12 protein-coding genes are annotated in these 16197 nt (G+C 74.8%); 10 read left to right on the top strand and 2 right to left on the bottom strand.

Translation table 11 applies throughout. The annotated features are described in order from the left end of the window. Positions 1 to 99 precede the first annotated feature (99 nt). From hisI to OG617_RS04510, 3 genes are all read left to right on the top strand, one after another. Positions 100 to 537: a phosphoribosyl-AMP cyclohydrolase gene (gene hisI, locus OG617_RS04520; protein WP_396683044.1), complete on the top strand. Its 438-nt coding sequence runs from the start codon at positions 100 to 102 to the stop codon at positions 535 to 537. After that, complete coding sequence (locus OG617_RS04515; protein WP_405098933.1) at positions 534 to 2087, top strand: anthranilate synthase component I; 1554 nt, start codon at positions 534 to 536, stop codon at positions 2085 to 2087. Before hisI ends, OG617_RS04515 begins: the two co-directional genes overlap by 4 nt. A 77-nt stretch (positions 2088 to 2164) precedes the next feature. Then, entirely contained in the window at positions 2165 to 2701 is a 537-nt protein-coding gene (locus OG617_RS04510) for a Trp biosynthesis-associated membrane protein (RefSeq protein ID WP_405098931.1), read from the top strand. A gap of 7 nt (positions 2702 to 2708) precedes the next feature. On the opposite strand, the gene OG617_RS04505 is transcribed toward OG617_RS04510, so the two are convergent. Next, a complete protein-coding gene (locus OG617_RS04505; RefSeq protein WP_396682983.1) occupies positions 2709 to 2966 on the bottom strand; it encodes a hypothetical protein in 258 nt (85 codons plus the stop codon). Positions 2967 to 3489: 523 nt separating this feature from the next. Here OG617_RS04505 and trpC point away from each other — a divergent pair. Genes trpC through OG617_RS04480 form a run of 5 tightly spaced genes read left to right on the top strand, consistent with a single transcriptional unit; the run spans position 3490 to position 8852 of the window. Beyond that, a complete protein-coding gene (trpC, locus tag OG617_RS04500) occupies positions 3490 to 4293 on the top strand; it encodes an indole-3-glycerol phosphate synthase TrpC (protein WP_405104103.1) in 804 nt (267 codons plus the stop codon). Between the two features lie 40 nt (positions 4294 to 4333). Then, positions 4334 to 5569, top strand: coding sequence for a tryptophan synthase subunit beta (gene trpB / locus OG617_RS04495; RefSeq protein WP_405098929.1), 1236 nt, complete (start codon positions 4334 to 4336; stop codon positions 5567 to 5569). A 4-nt stretch (positions 5570 to 5573) separates the two neighbouring features. Beyond that, positions 5574 to 6377, top strand: a complete 804-nt coding sequence (gene trpA / locus OG617_RS04490) for a tryptophan synthase subunit alpha (protein WP_405098927.1) — start codon at positions 5574 to 5576, stop codon at positions 6375 to 6377. Positions 6378 to 6437: 60 nt separating this feature from the next. Beyond that, positions 6438 to 7649, top strand: a complete 1212-nt coding sequence (lgt, locus tag OG617_RS04485; protein WP_405098925.1) for a prolipoprotein diacylglyceryl transferase — start codon at positions 6438 to 6440, stop codon at positions 7647 to 7649. Positions 7650 to 7664: 15 nt separating this feature from the next. Beyond that, entirely contained in the window at positions 7665 to 8852 is a 1188-nt protein-coding gene (locus tag OG617_RS04480; RefSeq protein WP_405098923.1) for an FAD-dependent oxidoreductase, read from the top strand. 77 nt (positions 8853 to 8929) lie between these two features. Here OG617_RS04480 and OG617_RS04475 read toward each other — a convergent pair whose 3' ends face one another. After that, positions 8930 to 9781 carry a GNAT family N-acetyltransferase gene (locus OG617_RS04475; RefSeq protein WP_405098921.1) on the bottom strand — a complete coding sequence of 284 codons (852 nt, stop codon included), beginning with the start codon at positions 9779 to 9781 and terminating at the stop codon, positions 8930 to 8932. 144 nt (positions 9782 to 9925) lie between these two features. Between OG617_RS04475 and gltB the strand changes: the two genes are divergently transcribed. Both gltB and OG617_RS04465 read left to right on the top strand, forming a co-directional pair. Beyond that, entirely contained in the window at positions 9926 to 14623 is a 4698-nt protein-coding gene (gltB, locus tag OG617_RS04470; protein ID WP_405098919.1) for a glutamate synthase large subunit, read from the top strand. Next, entirely contained in the window at positions 14616 to 16124 is a 1509-nt protein-coding gene (locus OG617_RS04465; RefSeq protein ID WP_405098917.1) for a glutamate synthase subunit beta, read from the top strand. The genes gltB and OG617_RS04465 overlap by 8 nt, the downstream gene beginning before the upstream one ends. The last annotated feature ends 73 nt before the right edge of the window (positions 16125 to 16197 follow it).

Here is a 16197-nt window from a genome sequence, read left to right as displayed (position 1 = left end):
CGCTATCTCGCCCAGCTCACCGGTGTCGCGGCGGCCGTACCACGGCCGCGGCGGGAGCCGTCGCCGGTGCCCGCGCCGCGTGCGGGACAATTGGTCACTGTGCCCGTACCTGACGCGCCGCCGACCGGCGCCAACGCCCCTGCGAACCCGTCGGCGGCCGGTGCGCCGACCGGCCCGTCCCGGCTCGACCCGGCCGTCGCCGCCCGGCTGCGCCGCAACCCCGACGGCCTCGTGGCCGCCGTGGTCCGCCAGCACGACACGGGCGAGGTGCTGATGGTCGCCTGGATGGACGACGAGGCGCTGCACCGCACCCTCACCACCGGCCGGGCCACCTACTGGTCGCGCAGCCGGCAGGAGTACTGGGTCAAGGGCGCCACCTCCGGCCACCACCAGCACGTCCGCTCCGTCGCCCTCGACTGCGACGGCGACGCGCTGCTGGTCAGCGTCGAGCAGGTGGGCGCGGCCTGCCACACCGGCGAGCGGACCTGCTTCTTCACGGAGCTTCCGGTCACCTCCACCCCGGGAGACCCCTCATGACCGACGGCTCCGTCAGCCCGGACCGGGTCACCTTCGCCGACCTGGCGGCCCGCTGGCGGGTCGTCCCGGTCACCCGCCGGCTGCTCGCCGACGCGGAGACCCCGGTCGGGGTGTACCGGAAGCTGGCCGGCGGGCCGGGCACGTTCCTGCTGGAGTCCGCCGAGCAGGGCGCCGGCCCGGCCGGATCGGCCTGGTCGCGGTACTCGTTCATCGGGGTGCGCAGCGGCGCGACGCTCACCGAGCGGGACGGGACCGCGTACTGGACCGGCCAGCCGCCCGCTGGGCTGCCCACCGGGGGCGACCCGGTCCGGGTGCTGCGCGAGACGGTCGACGCCCTGGCCGGCCCGGCCTGGGACCCGGCCAGCGGCATGCCGCCGCTCACCGGCGGCATGGTCGGCTACCTGGGGTACGACCTGATCCGCCGCTTCGAGCGGCTGCCCGAGCTGACCGAGGACGACCTCGGCGTGCCCGAGCTGGGCATGATGCTCGCCACCGACATGGTTGTCCTCGACCACTACGACGGCTCGGCGATCCTGATCGCCAACGCGGTGCTCCCGCCGCCGGACGAGCCGGACCGCGACGCCCTGGTCTCCGCCGCGTACCACCACGCGGTGGGACGGCTGGACGCGATGACCACCGCGCTGTCCCGGCCCATCCCGCCGATGATTTCCACGGTCGACCGGCCGGCGGTCGGCGACGTGGTCAGCCGCACCGAGGAGGGCGGCTACCCGAAGGCCGTCGATGCGGCCAAGGAGGCGATCCGGGCTGGCGAGTGCTTCCAGATCGTGCTCGCCCAGCGCTTCGAGCGGCCGACCCACGCCGACCCGCTCGACGTGTACCGGGTGCTGCGCACCACGAACCCCAGCCCCTACATGTACCTGCTGCGCTTCGACGGCTTCGACGTCGTCGGCTCGTCGCCGGAGGCGCACCTGAAGGTGAGCGCCGGCCCGGACGGGCAGCGCCGGGCGCTGCTGCACCCGATCGCCGGCACCCGCCCGCGCGGCGACGACCCGGAGGAGGACGCCCGGCTCGCCGCCGAGCTGCTCGCCGACCCGAAGGAGCGCTCCGAGCACGTGATGCTGGTCGACCTGGGCCGCAACGACCTGGGCCGGGTCTGCCGGCCGGGCACCGTCGAGGTGTCCGAGTTCGCCACCATCGAGCGGTACAGCCACGTCATGCACATCGTCTCGACCGTGGTCGGCACCCTGCGGGAGGACCGGACGGCCTTCGACGCGCTCGCGGCGACCTTCCCCGCCGGCACCCTGTCCGGTGCGCCGAAGGTTCGGGCCATGGAGATCATCGAGGAGTTGGAACCGGTCCGGCGCGGCCTGTACGGCGGCACCGTCGGGTACTTCGACTTCGGCGGGGACCTGGACATGGCGATCGCCATCCGCACCGCGCTGATCCGCGACGGCCGGGCGTACGTGCAGGCAGGCGCCGGGGTGGTGGCCGACTCCGACCCGGCCGCCGAGGACCAGGAGACCCGGAACAAGGCCGCCGCCGTGCTGGCCGCCATCGCCGCCGCCGAGACCCTCCGGCCGGCGCGGTGACCGGCCCGGTACCTGGCCCGACAACCGCAGCGGGCGCCGGCGGGGCGGGCGCGCCGGCCGCGCGGCGCCGGCGCGAGATGACGTACGCGGTGCTGCTCTGCCTGGCCGGGGCGGGCCTGGCGCTGTGGGCGTCGACCCGGACCTGGTCGGTCGAGCTGACCGTCCGGCCCACGCCGCTGCCGCCAATGCGCGAGGCGCGCACCGGGGCGGTGCTGCTGCCCTGGCTGTCGGCGCTGGCCGTGGTCGGGCTGGCCGGCGGCGGCGCGGTGCTGGCCACCCGGGGGGCGTTGCGCCGGCTGATCGGCGCGCTGCTGCTGGCGCTCGGCGCGGCCGTGGCGGCCGGCGGCGGGTACGGCCTGGTCGCCGCGTTCGACGGCGAGGTCAGCCGGCAGTGGCCGGCGCTGTGCCTGGCCGGCGGGCTGCTCGCCGGCGCCGGCGGGGCGCTCACCGCACTGCGCGGCGCGGGCTGGCCGGCGATGGGGGCCCGCTACGAGCGACCGGCCCGGCGGGCCGCCACCGAGCCGGGGCCGGCGGCGGCCGGACCGGTGACCGGGCGGCGCACCACCGAGGCGTGGGACGCGCTGGACCGCGGCGAGGACCCGACGGCCGGTTGACGGGCGGTCAGCCGACCGGCTGGCGCTCGCGGGCGGCGGCCCGGGTGGCGACCAGCTCGGCCACCAGGCGGTCCAGCTCGGCGCGCTGGTCGGCGCGGGCCCGGTCGGCGCAGACCGCCTCCCAGGCGTTGCCGCGCGCGGTACGGACCCGGCCGTCCCCCACCACGGCGCGCTCCAGGGTGTGCACCACCCCGGCGGCGAGCGACGCGACGGTACGGGAGATGGTGGTCAGCCCGATGGCCGGGTTGGGCTCGGTGTTGCTCATGGTCACCCCGCACGAGATCGTTCCGACGGTTTCGGGCTGCGCGTCGCCGCGCCACCCGACGCCCCGAGCAGGCGCGTGATCGAGTCTGCCCGAGAAGGACGATGCCCGGCTCACGTTTCGCCCCGGTCACCGGCACGTCAACTCTCCCCCGGAGTCGGCGACCTGGACAGGGCCGTTCCGCCTTGACCTTCGTCACAGCACTCACCGAGATGCGCGGGGGGAGGGCGCGGGCCGACAATGGTCGAATGGAAATGGGTGCCCGTCGATGGGCTGACCGGCGCGCGCGCCGGCCGCGGGGTCACCGCGATCGACGGGCGTGGTGGCGCTGCGTGATGCGGCGTTCACCGGAAGTCGGGCATTATGCCGCAGCCCATTTCGTGAGGAGCGCCATACCCCCCGGCATCCGGTCCCAGGTGGCGCCACCTAGCATCGGCCCATGACACCCGGAGAGGGGAGTCCGTTGGTGACTGCTGACCATGCGCACGCGGAGGGGGACGGGGCCGGTCAGGCGGCGTCCGGAAGCGTGCTCGACGAGATCCTGGCCGGTGTCCGCGAGGACGTCGCCCGGCGGCAGGAGCAGGTTCCGCTGGAGCGGATCCGCGAGCTGGCCGCCGCCGCGCCCCCGCCGCTGGACGCGTACGCGGCCCTGCGCCGGCCCGGCGTGGCCGTGATCGCCGAGGTGAAGCGCTCGTCGCCGTCCAGGGGACAGCTGGCCGAGATCGCCGACCCGGCCGAGCTGGCCGCGGAGTACGCGGCCGGTGGCGCCCGGGCGATCAGCGTGCTCACCGAGGGGCGCTGGTTCGGCGGGTCGCTGGACGACCTGGCCGCCGTCCGGGCCGCGGTGAAGATCCCCGTGCTCCGCAAGGACTTCGTGGTCTCCAGCTACCAGGTGCACGAGGCCCGCGCGCACGGCGCCGACCTGGTCCTGCTGATCGTCGCCGCGCTGGAGCAGAACGCCCTGGTCGGGCTGCTGGAGCGGATCGAGTCCCTCGGGATGACCGCGCTGGTCGAGGTGCACACCGAGGAGGAGGCCGACCGGGCCATGGAGGCCGGCGCCCAGGTGATCGGGGTCAACGCCCGTGACCTGCGTACGCTGGAGGTCGATCGCTCGGTGTTCGAGCGGATCGCCCCCGGCCTGCCCAGCAGCGTCGTCAAGATCGCCGAGTCCGGGGTGCGCGGCCCGCACGACCTGATCCGGTACGCCTCGGCCGGCGCCGACGCCGTGCTGGTCGGCGAGGGCCTGGTCACCCAGTCCAGCCCCCGCGAGGCGGTGGCCGGACTGGTCAACGCCGGCAACCACCCGGCCACGCCCCGCCCGGCGCGCTGACCCGCGCCGGGGCGACAAGCAGCAGCGAGAGGACACCGCGATGAGCGCCAACGCCCCGGCCCCGACCGGCCAGCTCCCCGACGCCGCCGGTCACTTCGGCCGGTTCGGCGGCCGGTTCGTCCCGGAGGCGCTCGTCGCGGCGCTCGACGAGCTGGACGCGGCGTACCGCAAGGCGATGGGCGACGAGTCGTTCCTCGCCGAGTTCGACGGGCTGCTGCGCGGCTACGCCGGCACCCCCTCGCTGCTCTACCCGGCGGAGCGGTTCTCCGCGAAGATCGGCGCCCGGGTGCTGCTCAAGCGGGAGGACCTCAACCACACCGGGGCGCACAAGGTGCGCAACGTGCTCGGCCAGGCGCTGCTGACCAAGCGGATGGGCAAGCGGCGGGTGATCGCCGAGACCGGCGCCGGCCAGCACGGCGTGGCCACCGCGACCGCCGCCGCCCTGTTCGACCTCGACTGCGTGGTCTACATGGGCGAGGTCGACACGCGGCGGCAGGCGCTCAACGTGGCCCGGATGCGGATGCTCGGCGCCACCGTCGTCCCGGTCACCACCGGCTCGCGCACCCTCAAGGACGCGATGAACGAGGCGATGCGGGAGTGGGTCGCCAACGTCGACGACACCCACTACCTGATCGGCACCGCCGCCGGCCCGCACCCGTTCCCCGAGATGGTCCGGGACTTCGTCCGGGGCATCGGCGAGGAGGCCCGCCAGCAGTGCCTCGACCTGACCGGCGCGCTGCCGGACGCGGTCGCGGCGTGCGTCGGCGGCGGCTCCAACGCGCTGGGCATCTTCCACGCCTTCGTCGGCGACCCCGGCGTGCGGCTGTACGGCTTCGAGGCCGGCGGCGAGGGCATGGAGACCGGGCGGCACGCGGCCAGCATCACCGGCGGCTCCGCGGGGGTGCTGCACGGCACCCGCACGTACGTGCTCCAGAACGAAGACGGGCAGACCATCGAGTCGCACTCGATCTCGGCCGGCCTGGACTACCCGGGCGTCGGCCCGGAGCACGCGTGGCTGCACGACAGCGGCCGGGCGACGTACACGCCGGTGACCGACCGCGAGGCGATGGCCGCGTTCGAGCTGCTCTGCCGCACCGAGGGGATCATCCCGGCGATCGAGAGCGCGCACGCGCTCGCCGGCGCGCTGAAGATCGCCCCAGGGCTCGCCGCCGAGCTGGGCCGGGAGCCGGTCATCGTGATCAACCTCTCCGGCCGGGGCGACAAGGACGTGCACACCGCCGGCGAGTACTTCGGCATCCTCGACAAGGAGCAGTGAGAACGTGAGCCGCATCGGGGTCGCCTTCGACAAGGCCCGGGCCGACGGGCGGGCCGTGCTGGTGGGCTGCATGCCGGCCGGTTTCCCCACCGTCGAGGGCAGCATCGCCGCGATGACGGCGATGGTGGAGGCCGGGGTGGACGTCATCGAGGTGGAGATTCCATACTCCGACCCGGTGATGGACGGCCCGGTGATCCAGAAGGCCAGCGACATCGCCCTGGCGGGCGGCGTCCGTGTCGCCGACACGCTGCGCATCATCGAGGCGGTCGCGGCCACCGGCGCCCCGGTGGTCACGATGACCTACTGGAACCCGATCGAGCAGTACGGCGTCGACGCGTTCGCCCGGGACCTGGCCGCGGCCGGCGGCACCGGCCTGATCACCCCGGACCTCATCCCCGACGAGGCCGACGAGTGGCTGGCCGCCTCGGACGCGCACGGGCTGGACCGGACCTTCCTGGTCTCCCCGTCGTCCACCGACGCGCGGCTGAAGATGACCGTGGAGCACTGCCGGGGCTTCGTCTACGCCACGGCGGTCATGGGCGTCACCGGCGCCCGGGCGCAGACCTCCGACGCGGCCCCCGTTCTGGTCTCCCGGCTGCGCGAGGTCACCGACCTGCCGGTCGGCGTGGGGCTCGGCGTCGGCACCGGCGCGCAGGCCGGCACGGTCGCCGGATACGCCGACGGGGTGATCGTCGGCAGCGCGCTGGTCCGCTGCGTGCTCGACGCGCCAGACCCGGCCGCCGGCCTGGCCGCCCTGCGCACCCTGAGCGCCGAACTCGCCGACGGGGTGCGCAACCCGCGTCGCTGACGCACCGGTCACCCGACCGGGGTGCCGCTGGGGTGGTGCACAGCGGTAGCGTGTGCACCCGTGACCCTCGCCTCGATGATTCCCCAGGCGGCCCTGCCGAGCCCCAGCACGGCTGTCTGGCAGCTCGGCCCGCTGCCGCTGCGGGCGTACGCGCTCTGCATCATCGCCGGAATCGTGGTGGCCTGCGTGGTCACCGAGCGGCGGCTGCGCCAGCGCGGCGTCGCCCCCGGCGCGGTTCTCGACATCGCCGTCTGGGCGGTGCCGACCGGCATCATCGGCGCCCGGATCTACCACGTGATCACCTCCCCGGAGAAGTACTTCGGCGCCGGCGGCGAGCCGCTCAAGGCGTTCGCCATCTGGGAGGGCGGCCTGGGCATCTGGGGCGCGGTGGCCGGCGGGGCGTTCGGCGCCTGGATCGCCGCCCGCCAGCTCGGCATCCCGTTCACCGTGGTGGCCGACGCGCTCGCCCCGGGGCTGCCGCTGGCCCAGGCCGTCGGCCGGTTCGGCAACTGGTTCAACAACGAGCTCTACGGCGGCCTGACGACCCTGCCCTGGGGGCTGCGGGTGCACGACATGGACCCGAGCAACCCCGGCCACGCGAAGGTCGTCGACGGCGAGCCCGTGCTGCTTCCCGGGCTGTACCAGCCGACCTTCCTCTACGAGGCGCTGTGGAACGTCGGCGTCGCCGCCCTGGTTCTCTTCCTCGACCGGAAGCTGCGCCTCGGCAAGGGGCGGGCGTTCGCGCTCTACGTGATGGGCTACACCGCCGGCCGGTTCTGGATCGAGCTGATGCGCACCGACGAGGCCACCCACATCCTCGGCGTCCGGCTCAACGTCTTCACCGCGGCCCTGGTCTTCGTCGGCGCGCTGATCTACTTCCTACGGGTCCGTGGTCCCCGGGAATACCTGGTCCCGATCGGTGGGCCCACCCCCGCCCCGGCCGCCACCGGCGGCGACGTCTCCCAGGTCGACCTGTCCCAGCGGGAGGCCGGCGCGCAGGCGGCCGCCCCGGAGGGGTACCGGGTGGTGGGCGAGGAACAGTTCCACGCGTACCGGGACACGGGCGTGGTCCCCGACGGGCCCGACGCGACCGTGGACGACGACGACACTCCGGGCCCCGACGGGCCCGACCCGGACGTGGACGACGACGACACTCCGGGCCCTGGGGCGACCGGGGACGACGCGCCGGACGACCGCGAGGCGGGCGACGTGCCGGCGGGCGACGAGCGGGCCGGCACGACCGGCCCGCGCGCCACCGACCGGGAGAGCTGAGCGGGGAGGGACGGCATGCGTACCGCGGTGGTGGTCGGGGCCGGGATCGGCGGCCTCGCGGTCGCCGGCGCGCTCGCCCGGTCCGGGTGGCAGGTCACCCTCCTGGAGCGCGCCGACCGGGTCCGCCCGGACCCGACGGCCGTCGTGCTCTGGCCCAACGGGGTACGCGCGCTGCGCGCCCTCGGCCTGGGCGCGGGCCTGGACGCGATCGCCACCCCGCTGCCCGACGGCGGGATACGCCGGCCCGACGGGCACTGGCTGGTGCAGCCCCGCCCCACCCCGGCCGACCGGATGCCGGTGGTGGTGCACCGGGAGGACCTGCACGACGCGCTGATCGCCGGCCTCGGCGAGCGGGTGGAGCTGCGTACCGGCGTGACGGTGCGCACGGTCCGGGCCGAGCCCGGTGAGCGGCCCTCGGTCGGCGACGGCCGGCAGCGCTTCGAGGCCGACCTGGTGGTCGGGGCGGACGGCACCGACAGCGAGATCCGCCGGCAGTTGGCCCCCGAGGCGGGGGTGGTCAGCTCCGGCTGCGCCGCGTGGCGGGCGGTCATCCCCTGGTACCGGGCGCCCCGGCTCCCGGCGGACCAGCCGGTCGGCGGGGAGACCCTGGGCGCCGGGTACCGGTTCGTGGCCGCCTCGCTGGGCGAGCGCGGCTCGTCCGGCGGGTCGAGCCGGGGCGGCATCTACTGGGTGGCCACCGCGGCCGGAGCGCCCCGGCCGGAGTCCCCGGAGACCCAGCTCGCGCTGCTCCGCCGCTGGTACGCCGGCTGGCCCGCCCCGATCGGCGAGCTGCTCGACGCCACCGACCCGGCCGACGTGGTCCAGCAGGAGATCCGTGAGCTGCGCCCGCTGCCCCGGGCCTACGGCTTCCCGGCGGGGCCGGGCGGGGTGGTGCTGCTGGGCGACGCCGCCCACGCCATGCCTCCGCACCTGGGCCAGGGCGCCTGCCTGGCCTTCGAGGACGCCGCCACCCTCGCCTCGCTGCTGCGCGAGGCCCGCCTCCCAGACGCCGTCGCCACGTACGACCGGCTGCGCCGGCCCCGGGCGGCGACCGTGGTCCGGCAGACCCGGCGGATGTCGGCGGTGCTCCAGGCCCGGGGCCGGCTCGCCCTGCGGGCCCGGGACGCCGCGCTGGGCACCATCAGCCCTCGCCTGCTCTCGACCGCGGCCTCCGTCGCCGCCCAGTGGCGCCCGCCGGCCTGACCGGCTCACCCGCCGGGCCGGCCTGACCCGGCCCGGTCGGGTGGCGGGCACCGGGGGAACCGGGCGGCGGGGCGCGCTCAGATGAGCGCGGCGGGCTCCGCGATGCAGGCGGTGCCGACCCGGCGGAAGCCGACCCGGACGTAGACCCGGGCGATCTCCTCGCTGCCGGCGGAGAGGAACACCAGGTCGGTGCCGGCGGCGCGCAACGCCTGGGCGAGGGCGGCGGTGACCGCCGCGCCGAGGCCCCGGCGGCGGGCCGCCGGCAGGGTGGCGACCCCGGCGATCTCGGCCACCTCCCCGACCCGCATCGCCATCCCGCTGGCCAGCGGACCCTCGGCGGGCGTCCCGGCGAGCGCGGACAGCCGGTGGCCGTCGGCGACGCGCGACCGCTCCTCCTCCAGCGCCGCCATGTCCAGGTCGGTGACCGCGGCGTCCCGCTGCGCCGGGCCGGCCTCGCCCCGGGCGGTGCCGGCGGCGTAGAACCCGACCGCGGCGACCGCCCGGCGGGCGGCCACGTCGGCGGCGAAGCCGGGCACGTCGGGGTCCAGCAGCCACACCGGTACGTCGGTGAACTCCTCGGGGACGGCCAGCGCGGCCGGGTCGAGCACCATCAGCGGGGCCTCCAGCACGGCCAGCCCCGCCGAGCGGGCCACCGCCAGCAGGTCCGGGCTGCGCTCGTGCACCCACTCGAACGCCTCCGGCAGGCCCAGCTCGCGCTGCCGCTCCCGTACGGCGGTCACGTCGGCCAGCGAGGGCGGCTCGGTGGCGTCCAGGCGGGGCCGTGCGTAGAACGGCCAACCCGCCCCTTCCCGGACGAACAGCACGAGGGGGCCGTACTCCTCCGCCCGGGCGGAGTCCCGGGGCACCGCGTCGTAGAAGTGCTCCAGCCGGTCGAACGTCGCAGTCGTCTCAGCGCGTACGTGATCCACCGCGCGAGACTATCGTTCCCAGCATCTGGAAGTGTGATCAATCTGAACTGGCCTTGCGTCGCAACCCCTAACGTAGACTCAATAGACCCATAAGGGCCGACGTCGTCCCGACCATGATCAACCTGAGTGACGACAGGAGGCCCGGTGGCCTTTCCGTACCCTCCCAGCCAGCAGTCGGCCCCGCGCGCGACCGGGCTCTACGACCCCGTGCACGAGCACGACGCGTGCGGGGTGGCCTTCGTGGCGGACCTCTACGGCCGGCGCTCCCACGCGGTCGTGGCCAACGGTCTCGGCGCCCTGCTCCGGCTGGATCACCGGGGCGCACGAGGCGCGGAGCACAACACCGGCGACGGCGCCGGCATCATGATCCAGGTGCCGGACGCGTACCTGCGCGCGGTGGTCGACTTCCCGCTGCCGCCCGCCGGCGAGTACGCCACCGGCCTGGTCTTCCTGCCGACCGACGACGCTGGCGAGGCCCGCGCCCGCCGGGTGTTGGAGAAGTACGCCCTGGTCGAGGGCGCGGAGATCCTGGGCTGGCGGGACGTGCCGACCGACCCGAGCGGCCTCGGCGAGACCGCGCTCGCGGCGATGCCCCGGGTCCGGCAGGTCTTCCTCGCCGCCCGCCGGCTCACCGACACCCCGGCCGGCCCGGCCGGCTCCCCGCTGTCCGGCCTCGATCTGGACCGGGTGGCGTTCTGCGTGCGCAAGCAGGCCGAGCGGGAGACCGCCGAGCGGGGCGTGCCCGCGTACTTCCCGTCGCTGTCCGGCCGGACCATGGTGTTCAAGGGGATGCTCACCCCCGACCAGCTACCCGAGTTCTTCCCCGACCTGACCGACGAGCGGGTCGACAGCGCCATCGCGCTGGTGCACTCCCGGTTCTCCACCAACACGTTCCCGTCCTGGCCGCTGGCCCACCCGTACCGGATCATCGCCCACAACGGCGAGATCAACACGATCCGCGGCAACCGGAACTGGATGCAGGCCCGAGAGGCGCTGCTGCGCAGCCCGGCCATCCCGGGCAACATCCGCCGGGTCTTCCCCGTCTGCACGCCCGCCGCCTCCGACTCGGCGAACTTCGACGAGGTCCTGGAGCTGCTGCACCTGTCCGGGCGCAGCCTGCCGCACGCGGTGCTGATGATGATCCCCGAGGCATGGGAGAACGACCCGGACATGCGCGCCGACAAGCGCGCCTTCTACCGGTTCCACGCCAGCCTGATGGAGCCGTGGGACGGGCCGGCGTCGGTCGCGTTCACCGACGGCGAGATCGTCGGGGCGGTGCTGGACCGCAACGGCCTGCGCCCGGGCCGCTGGTGGCGCACCGCCGACGGGCTGGTGGTGCTCGGCAGCGAGGCCGGCGTGCTCGACCTCGACCCGGCCACCGTGGTCGCCAAGGGGCGGCTCCAGCCGGGCAAGATGCTCCTGGTCGACACCGTCGCCGGCCGGATCGTCTCCGACGACGAGATCAAGACGGAGCTGGCCGCCGCGCAGCCGTACGGCGAGTGGCTGCACGCCGGGCTGATCGACCTGACCGACCTGCCGCCGCGCGAGCACACCGTCTACACCCACGACTCGGTGCGCCGCCGCCAGCAGACCTTCGGGTACACGGAGGAGGAGCTGAAGATCCTCCTCGCACCGATGGCCCGCACCGGCGCCGAGCCGCTCGGCTCGATGGGCACCGACACCCCGATCGCCCCGTTGTCCACCCGGCCCCGGCTGCTCTACGACTACTTCCACCAGCTCTTCGCCCAGGTCACCAACCCGCCGCTGGACGCGATCCGCGAGGAGCTGGTGACCAGCCTTCAGCACACCATCGGCGCGGAGGGCAACCTGCTCGACCCGGGCTCGGCGAGCTGTCGGCAGATCGTGCTGCCGCACCCGGTGATCGACAACGACGATCTTGCCAAGATCCTCTCCATCGACGAGGACGGCGACCTGCCCGGCTTCAAGGCCGTGCGGGTCTCCGGGCTGTACCGGATCCGCGACGGCGGGCCCGGGATCAAGGCCCGGCTCACCGAGATCTGCCGGCACGTCTCCGAGGCGATCGAGGACGGCGTGCGCATCCTGGTGCTCTCCGACCGGGACTCCAACGCCGACCTCGCCCCGATCCCGTCGCTGCTGCTCACCGCCGCCGTGCACCAGCACCTGGTCCGCGAGCAGACCCGCACCCAGGTGGCGCTGATCGTCGAGTCCGGCGACTGCCGCGAGGTGCACCACGCGGCCGTGCTGATCGGGTACGGCGCCGCGGCCGTCAACCCCTACCTGGCCTTCGAGTCGGTGGAGGACATGATCGCCACTGGGGTGATCACGCGAGTTGAGCCGGCTGAGCCGGATGAGGCGCCATCGCGGATGGCGGCGAAGGCGGTGCGCAACTACGTCAAGGGGCTCGGCAAGGGCGTCCTGAAGATCATGTCGAAGATGGGTATCTCGACCGTCTCGTCGTACTGCGGGGCGCAGGTGTTCGAGGCCGTCGGTCTGGACACCCGCCTCGTCCAGCGGTACTTCCGGGGCACCCCGAGCACCATCGGCGGCATCGGGCTGGACGGCATCCACGCCGAGGTGGCCGCCCGGCACTCGCTGGCCTGGCCGGCGCCGGGCGCCGTGGCGTCCGACCGGCTGGAGGTCGGCGGCGAGTACCAGTGGCGCCGCGAGGGCGAGCTGCACCTGTTCAACCCGGAGACGGTCTTCCTGCTCCAGCACGCCACCCGCAGCCGCCAGTACGACGTGTTCCGCCAGTACACGGCGAAGGTCGACGAGCTGGCCGCGAAGGCCGGCTCGCTGCGCGGCCTGTTCACCCTGCGCACCGGGGTTCGCCCGCCGGTGTCGCTGGACGAGGTCGAGCCGGCCACCGAGATCGTCAAGCGGTTCGCCACCGGCGCCATGTCGTACGGGTCGATCTCGGCCGAGGCGCACGAGACCCTCGCCATCGCGATGAACCGCCTCGGCGGCAAGTCCAACACCGGCGAGGGCGGCGAGGACGCCGAGCGACTGCACGACCCGCAGCGCCGCTCCGCGGTGAAGCAGATCGCCAGCGGCCGATTCGGCGTGACCAGCGAATACCTGGTCAACGCCGACGACCTCCAGATCAAGATGGCCCAGGGCGCGAAGCCCGGCGAGGGTGGACAGCTCCCCGGCAACAAGGTCTGGCCGTGGATCGCCCGGACCCGGCACGCCACCCCGGGCGTCGGCCTGATCTCCCCGCCGCCGCACCACGACATCTACTCGATCGAGGACCTGGCCCAGCTCGTCCACGACCTCAAGTGCGTCAACCCGGCAGCCCGGGTGCACGTCAAGCTGGTCAGCGAGGTCGGCGTCGGCACGGTCGCGGCCGGCGTGGCCAAGCTCAAGGCCGACGTCATCCTGATCTCCGGCCACGACGGCGGCACCGGCGCGTCCCCACTGAACTCGCTCAAGCACGCCGGCACCCCGTGGGAGCTGGGGCTGGCCGAGGCGCAGCAGACCCTGCTGCTCAACAAGCTCCGCGACCGGGTCACCGTGCAGGTCGACGGCCAGCTCAAGACCGGCCGGGACGTGCTGGTCGCGGCGCTGCTCGGCGCCGAGGAGTTCGGCTTCGCCACCGCCCCGCTGATCGTCGAGGGCTGCGTGATGATGCGGGTCTGCCACCTGGACACCTGCCCGGTCGGCATCGCCACCCAGAACCCGGTGCTGCGCGAGCGGTTCACCGGCAAGCCGGAGTTCGTGGAGAACTTCTTCCTCTTCCTCGCCGAGGAGGTCCGGGAATACCTTGCGGAGCTGGGCTTCCGCACCATCGAGGAGGCCATCGGCCGCGTCGAACTGCTCGACGTCGTCGGCGCCATCGACCACTGGAAGGCCCAGGGCCTCGACCTCGGCCGCGTACTGCACCTGCCGGAGCTGCCGGCCGGTGCCGCCCGGCGCGGCGTGCGGGCCCAGGACCACGGCCTGGAGCTGGCGCTGGACAACGAGCTGATCGCCCTCGCCGGGCCGGCGCTCACCGACGGCACGCCGGTGCGGGTCGAGGTGGCGGTGCGCAACGAGCACCGCAGCGTCGGCGCGATGCTCGGCGGCGAGGTCACCCGCCGCTTCGGCGGGGCCGGCCTGCCCGCCGACACCATCGAGTTCCTGCTGCGCGGCACCGCCGGGCAGTCGTTCGGCGCGTTCCTGCCCAGCGGGGTCACCCTGCGCCTGCACGGCGACGCCAACGACTACGTCGCCAAGGGCCTGTCCGGCGGCCGGATCGTCGTCCGTCCGGACGCCGCCGCGCCGTTCGTCGAGGGCGGGGCCATGCCGGGCGAGCGCGCCGAGGACCAGATCATCGCCGGCAACACCATCCTGTACGGGGCCACCGCCGGCGAGGTCTTCCTGCGCGGCCGGGTCGGCGAGCGGTTCGCGGTGCGCAACTCCGGGGCGGTGGCGGTCGTCGAGGGCGTCGGCGACCACGGCTGCGAGTACATGACCGGCGGTACGGTGGTGGTGCTCGGCGAGACGGGGCGCAACTTCGCCGCCGGGATGTCCGGCGGCACCGCGTTCGTCTGGAACCTCGACCGGCGCCGGATCAACACGGAGCTGGTCGACCTGTCGCCGCTGCGCGACGAGGAGCGGGACCGGCTGCACGAGCTGGTGCACCGGCACTTCGCCGAGACCGGCTCGGCGGTCGCCGAGGCGCTGCTGAAGCGCTGGCCGGAGGCGGTGGAGGAGTTCACCGCCGTGGTGCCCCGGGACTACCGCCGGGTGTTGGAGATCATGCGGGCCGCCGAAGCCGCCGGCCGTGACGTCGACGACGCGGTGATGAGCGCGCTGAGCGCGCCGGCCGCGCCGCTGCCGCCCGCCCCGCGGGCGGTCGTCCAGGAGGTGGCTCGTGCCTGACCCGAACGGTTTCCTGCGCTACAACCGGCGGCTGCCCGCGCGCCGCCCGGTGCCGGTGCGGATCAGCGACTGGCGGGAGGTGTATCCGCCGGCCGGCGAGGCCCTCGTCCGCGAGCAGGCCACCCGGTGCATGGACTGCGGCATCCCGTTCTGCCACGACGGCTGCCCGCTGGGCAACCGCATCCCGGACTGGAACGACCTGGTCCGGACCGGTAGCTGGGACGCGGCGGTGGAGTCGCTGCACGCCACCAACAACTTCCCCGAGTTCACCGGCCGGCTCTGTCCGGCCCCGTGCGAGGCCGCCTGCGTCCTCGGCATCGGTGGCGGCGCCCCGGTCACCATCAAGCAGGTCGAGGTGGAGATCGCCGACGCGGCGGTGACCCGGGGCGGGCTGGAACCCCGCCCGCCGGCGGCCCCGACCGGCCGCTCGGTCGCCGTGGTCGGCTCCGGCCCGGCCGGCTTGGCTGCCGCCCAGCAGCTCGCCCGAGCCGGCCACGCCGTGACGGTGTACGAGCGCGACGACGCGATCGGCGGCCTGCTCCGGTACGGCATCCCCGACTTCAAGCTGGAGAAGCAGCACATCGACCGGCGGCAGGCCCAGTTGGCGGCCGAGGGCGTGCGGTTCCGCACCGGGGTGAACGTCGGCGTCGACGTGACCGCCGAGCAGCTGCGCGAGGCGCACGACGCGGTGCTGCTCGCCTGCGGCGCGCTCCAGGGCCGGGACACCCACGAGACCCCGGGGCGGGAACTGCGCGGCGTGCACCAGGCGATGACGCACCTGGTCGCGGCGAACCGGGTGGTCGCGGCGGCCGGCGAGGGCCGGCCGGCGCTCGCCGTGCTGCCCGACGGCACCCCGATCGACGCGGCCGGCAAGCACGTGGTGATCATCGGCGGCGGCGACACCGCCGCGGACTGCCTCGGTGTGGCCCACCGCCAGGGCACGGCCGGGGTGCACCAGCTCGACCTGTACCCCGAGCCGCCGCACTCCCGCGACGCCGGCCGGGACCCGTGGCCGACCTGGCCCTGGGTCCTGCGCAACTACCCGGCGCACGAGGAGGGCGGCGACCGGGTGTTCGCCGCGGCCGTACAGGAGTTCGTCGACGACGGCACCGGGCAGGTGAAGTCCGTCCGGATCGCCGAGGTGAGCGTCGAGAAGCGCGACGGCCGCCGGATCGTCACCCCGTTGCCCGGCTCGGAGCGGGACCTCCCGGCGGACCTGGTGCTGCTGGCGATCGGCTTCGAGGGCACCGAGCGGCAGCCGCTGCTGGAACAGTTCGGGGTCAGCCGCAACGCCCGGGGCGCGATCGACGCCCGGCCGGACTGGCAGACCGACGCCGACGGCGTCTTCGTCGCCGGGGACATGCACCGCGGCGCCTCGCTGATCGTCTGGGCGATCGCCGAGGGGCGCGCGGCGGCCGCCGCGATCCACACGTACCTCGGCGGGGTCGGCGAGCTACCCGCCCCGGTCGACCCGGCTCGGCAGCCCCTCGCCGCCCGCTGACCATGACGGCCGGCGGGCCGGGCCCTCGTGTCCCGGCCCGCCGGTCGCCGTGCCGTGCCGTGCCGGCGGCCAG

The sequence above is a fragment of the Micromonospora sp. NBC_01412 genome (assembly GCF_045040215.1).
In the GTDB taxonomy this organism is placed as follows: Bacteria; Actinomycetota; Actinomycetes; order Mycobacteriales; family Micromonosporaceae; genus Micromonospora; species Micromonospora rubida.
Note: the sequence above shows the minus strand (reverse complement) of the source record. Positions and strands in the feature narration are given on the sequence as shown.

What these genes read in the sequence shown, in the direction of transcription:
- OG617_RS04515 (WP_405098933.1), top strand. Translation starts at nt 534, where the DNA reads ATGACCGACGGCTCCGTCAGCCCGGACCGGGTCACCTTCGCCGACCTG.
- OG617_RS04510 (WP_405098931.1), top strand. Translation starts at nt 2,165, where the DNA reads ATGACGTACGCGGTGCTGCTCTGCCTGGCCGGGGCGGGCCTGGCGCTG.
- OG617_RS04505 (WP_396682983.1), bottom strand. Translation starts at nt 2,966, where the DNA reads ATGAGCAACACCGAGCCCAACCCGGCCATCGGGCTGACCACCATCTCC.
- trpB (WP_405098929.1), top strand. Translation starts at nt 4,334, where the DNA reads ATGAGCGCCAACGCCCCGGCCCCGACCGGCCAGCTCCCCGACGCCGCC.
- OG617_RS04480 (WP_405098923.1), top strand. Translation starts at nt 7,665, where the DNA reads ATGCGTACCGCGGTGGTGGTCGGGGCCGGGATCGGCGGCCTCGCGGTC.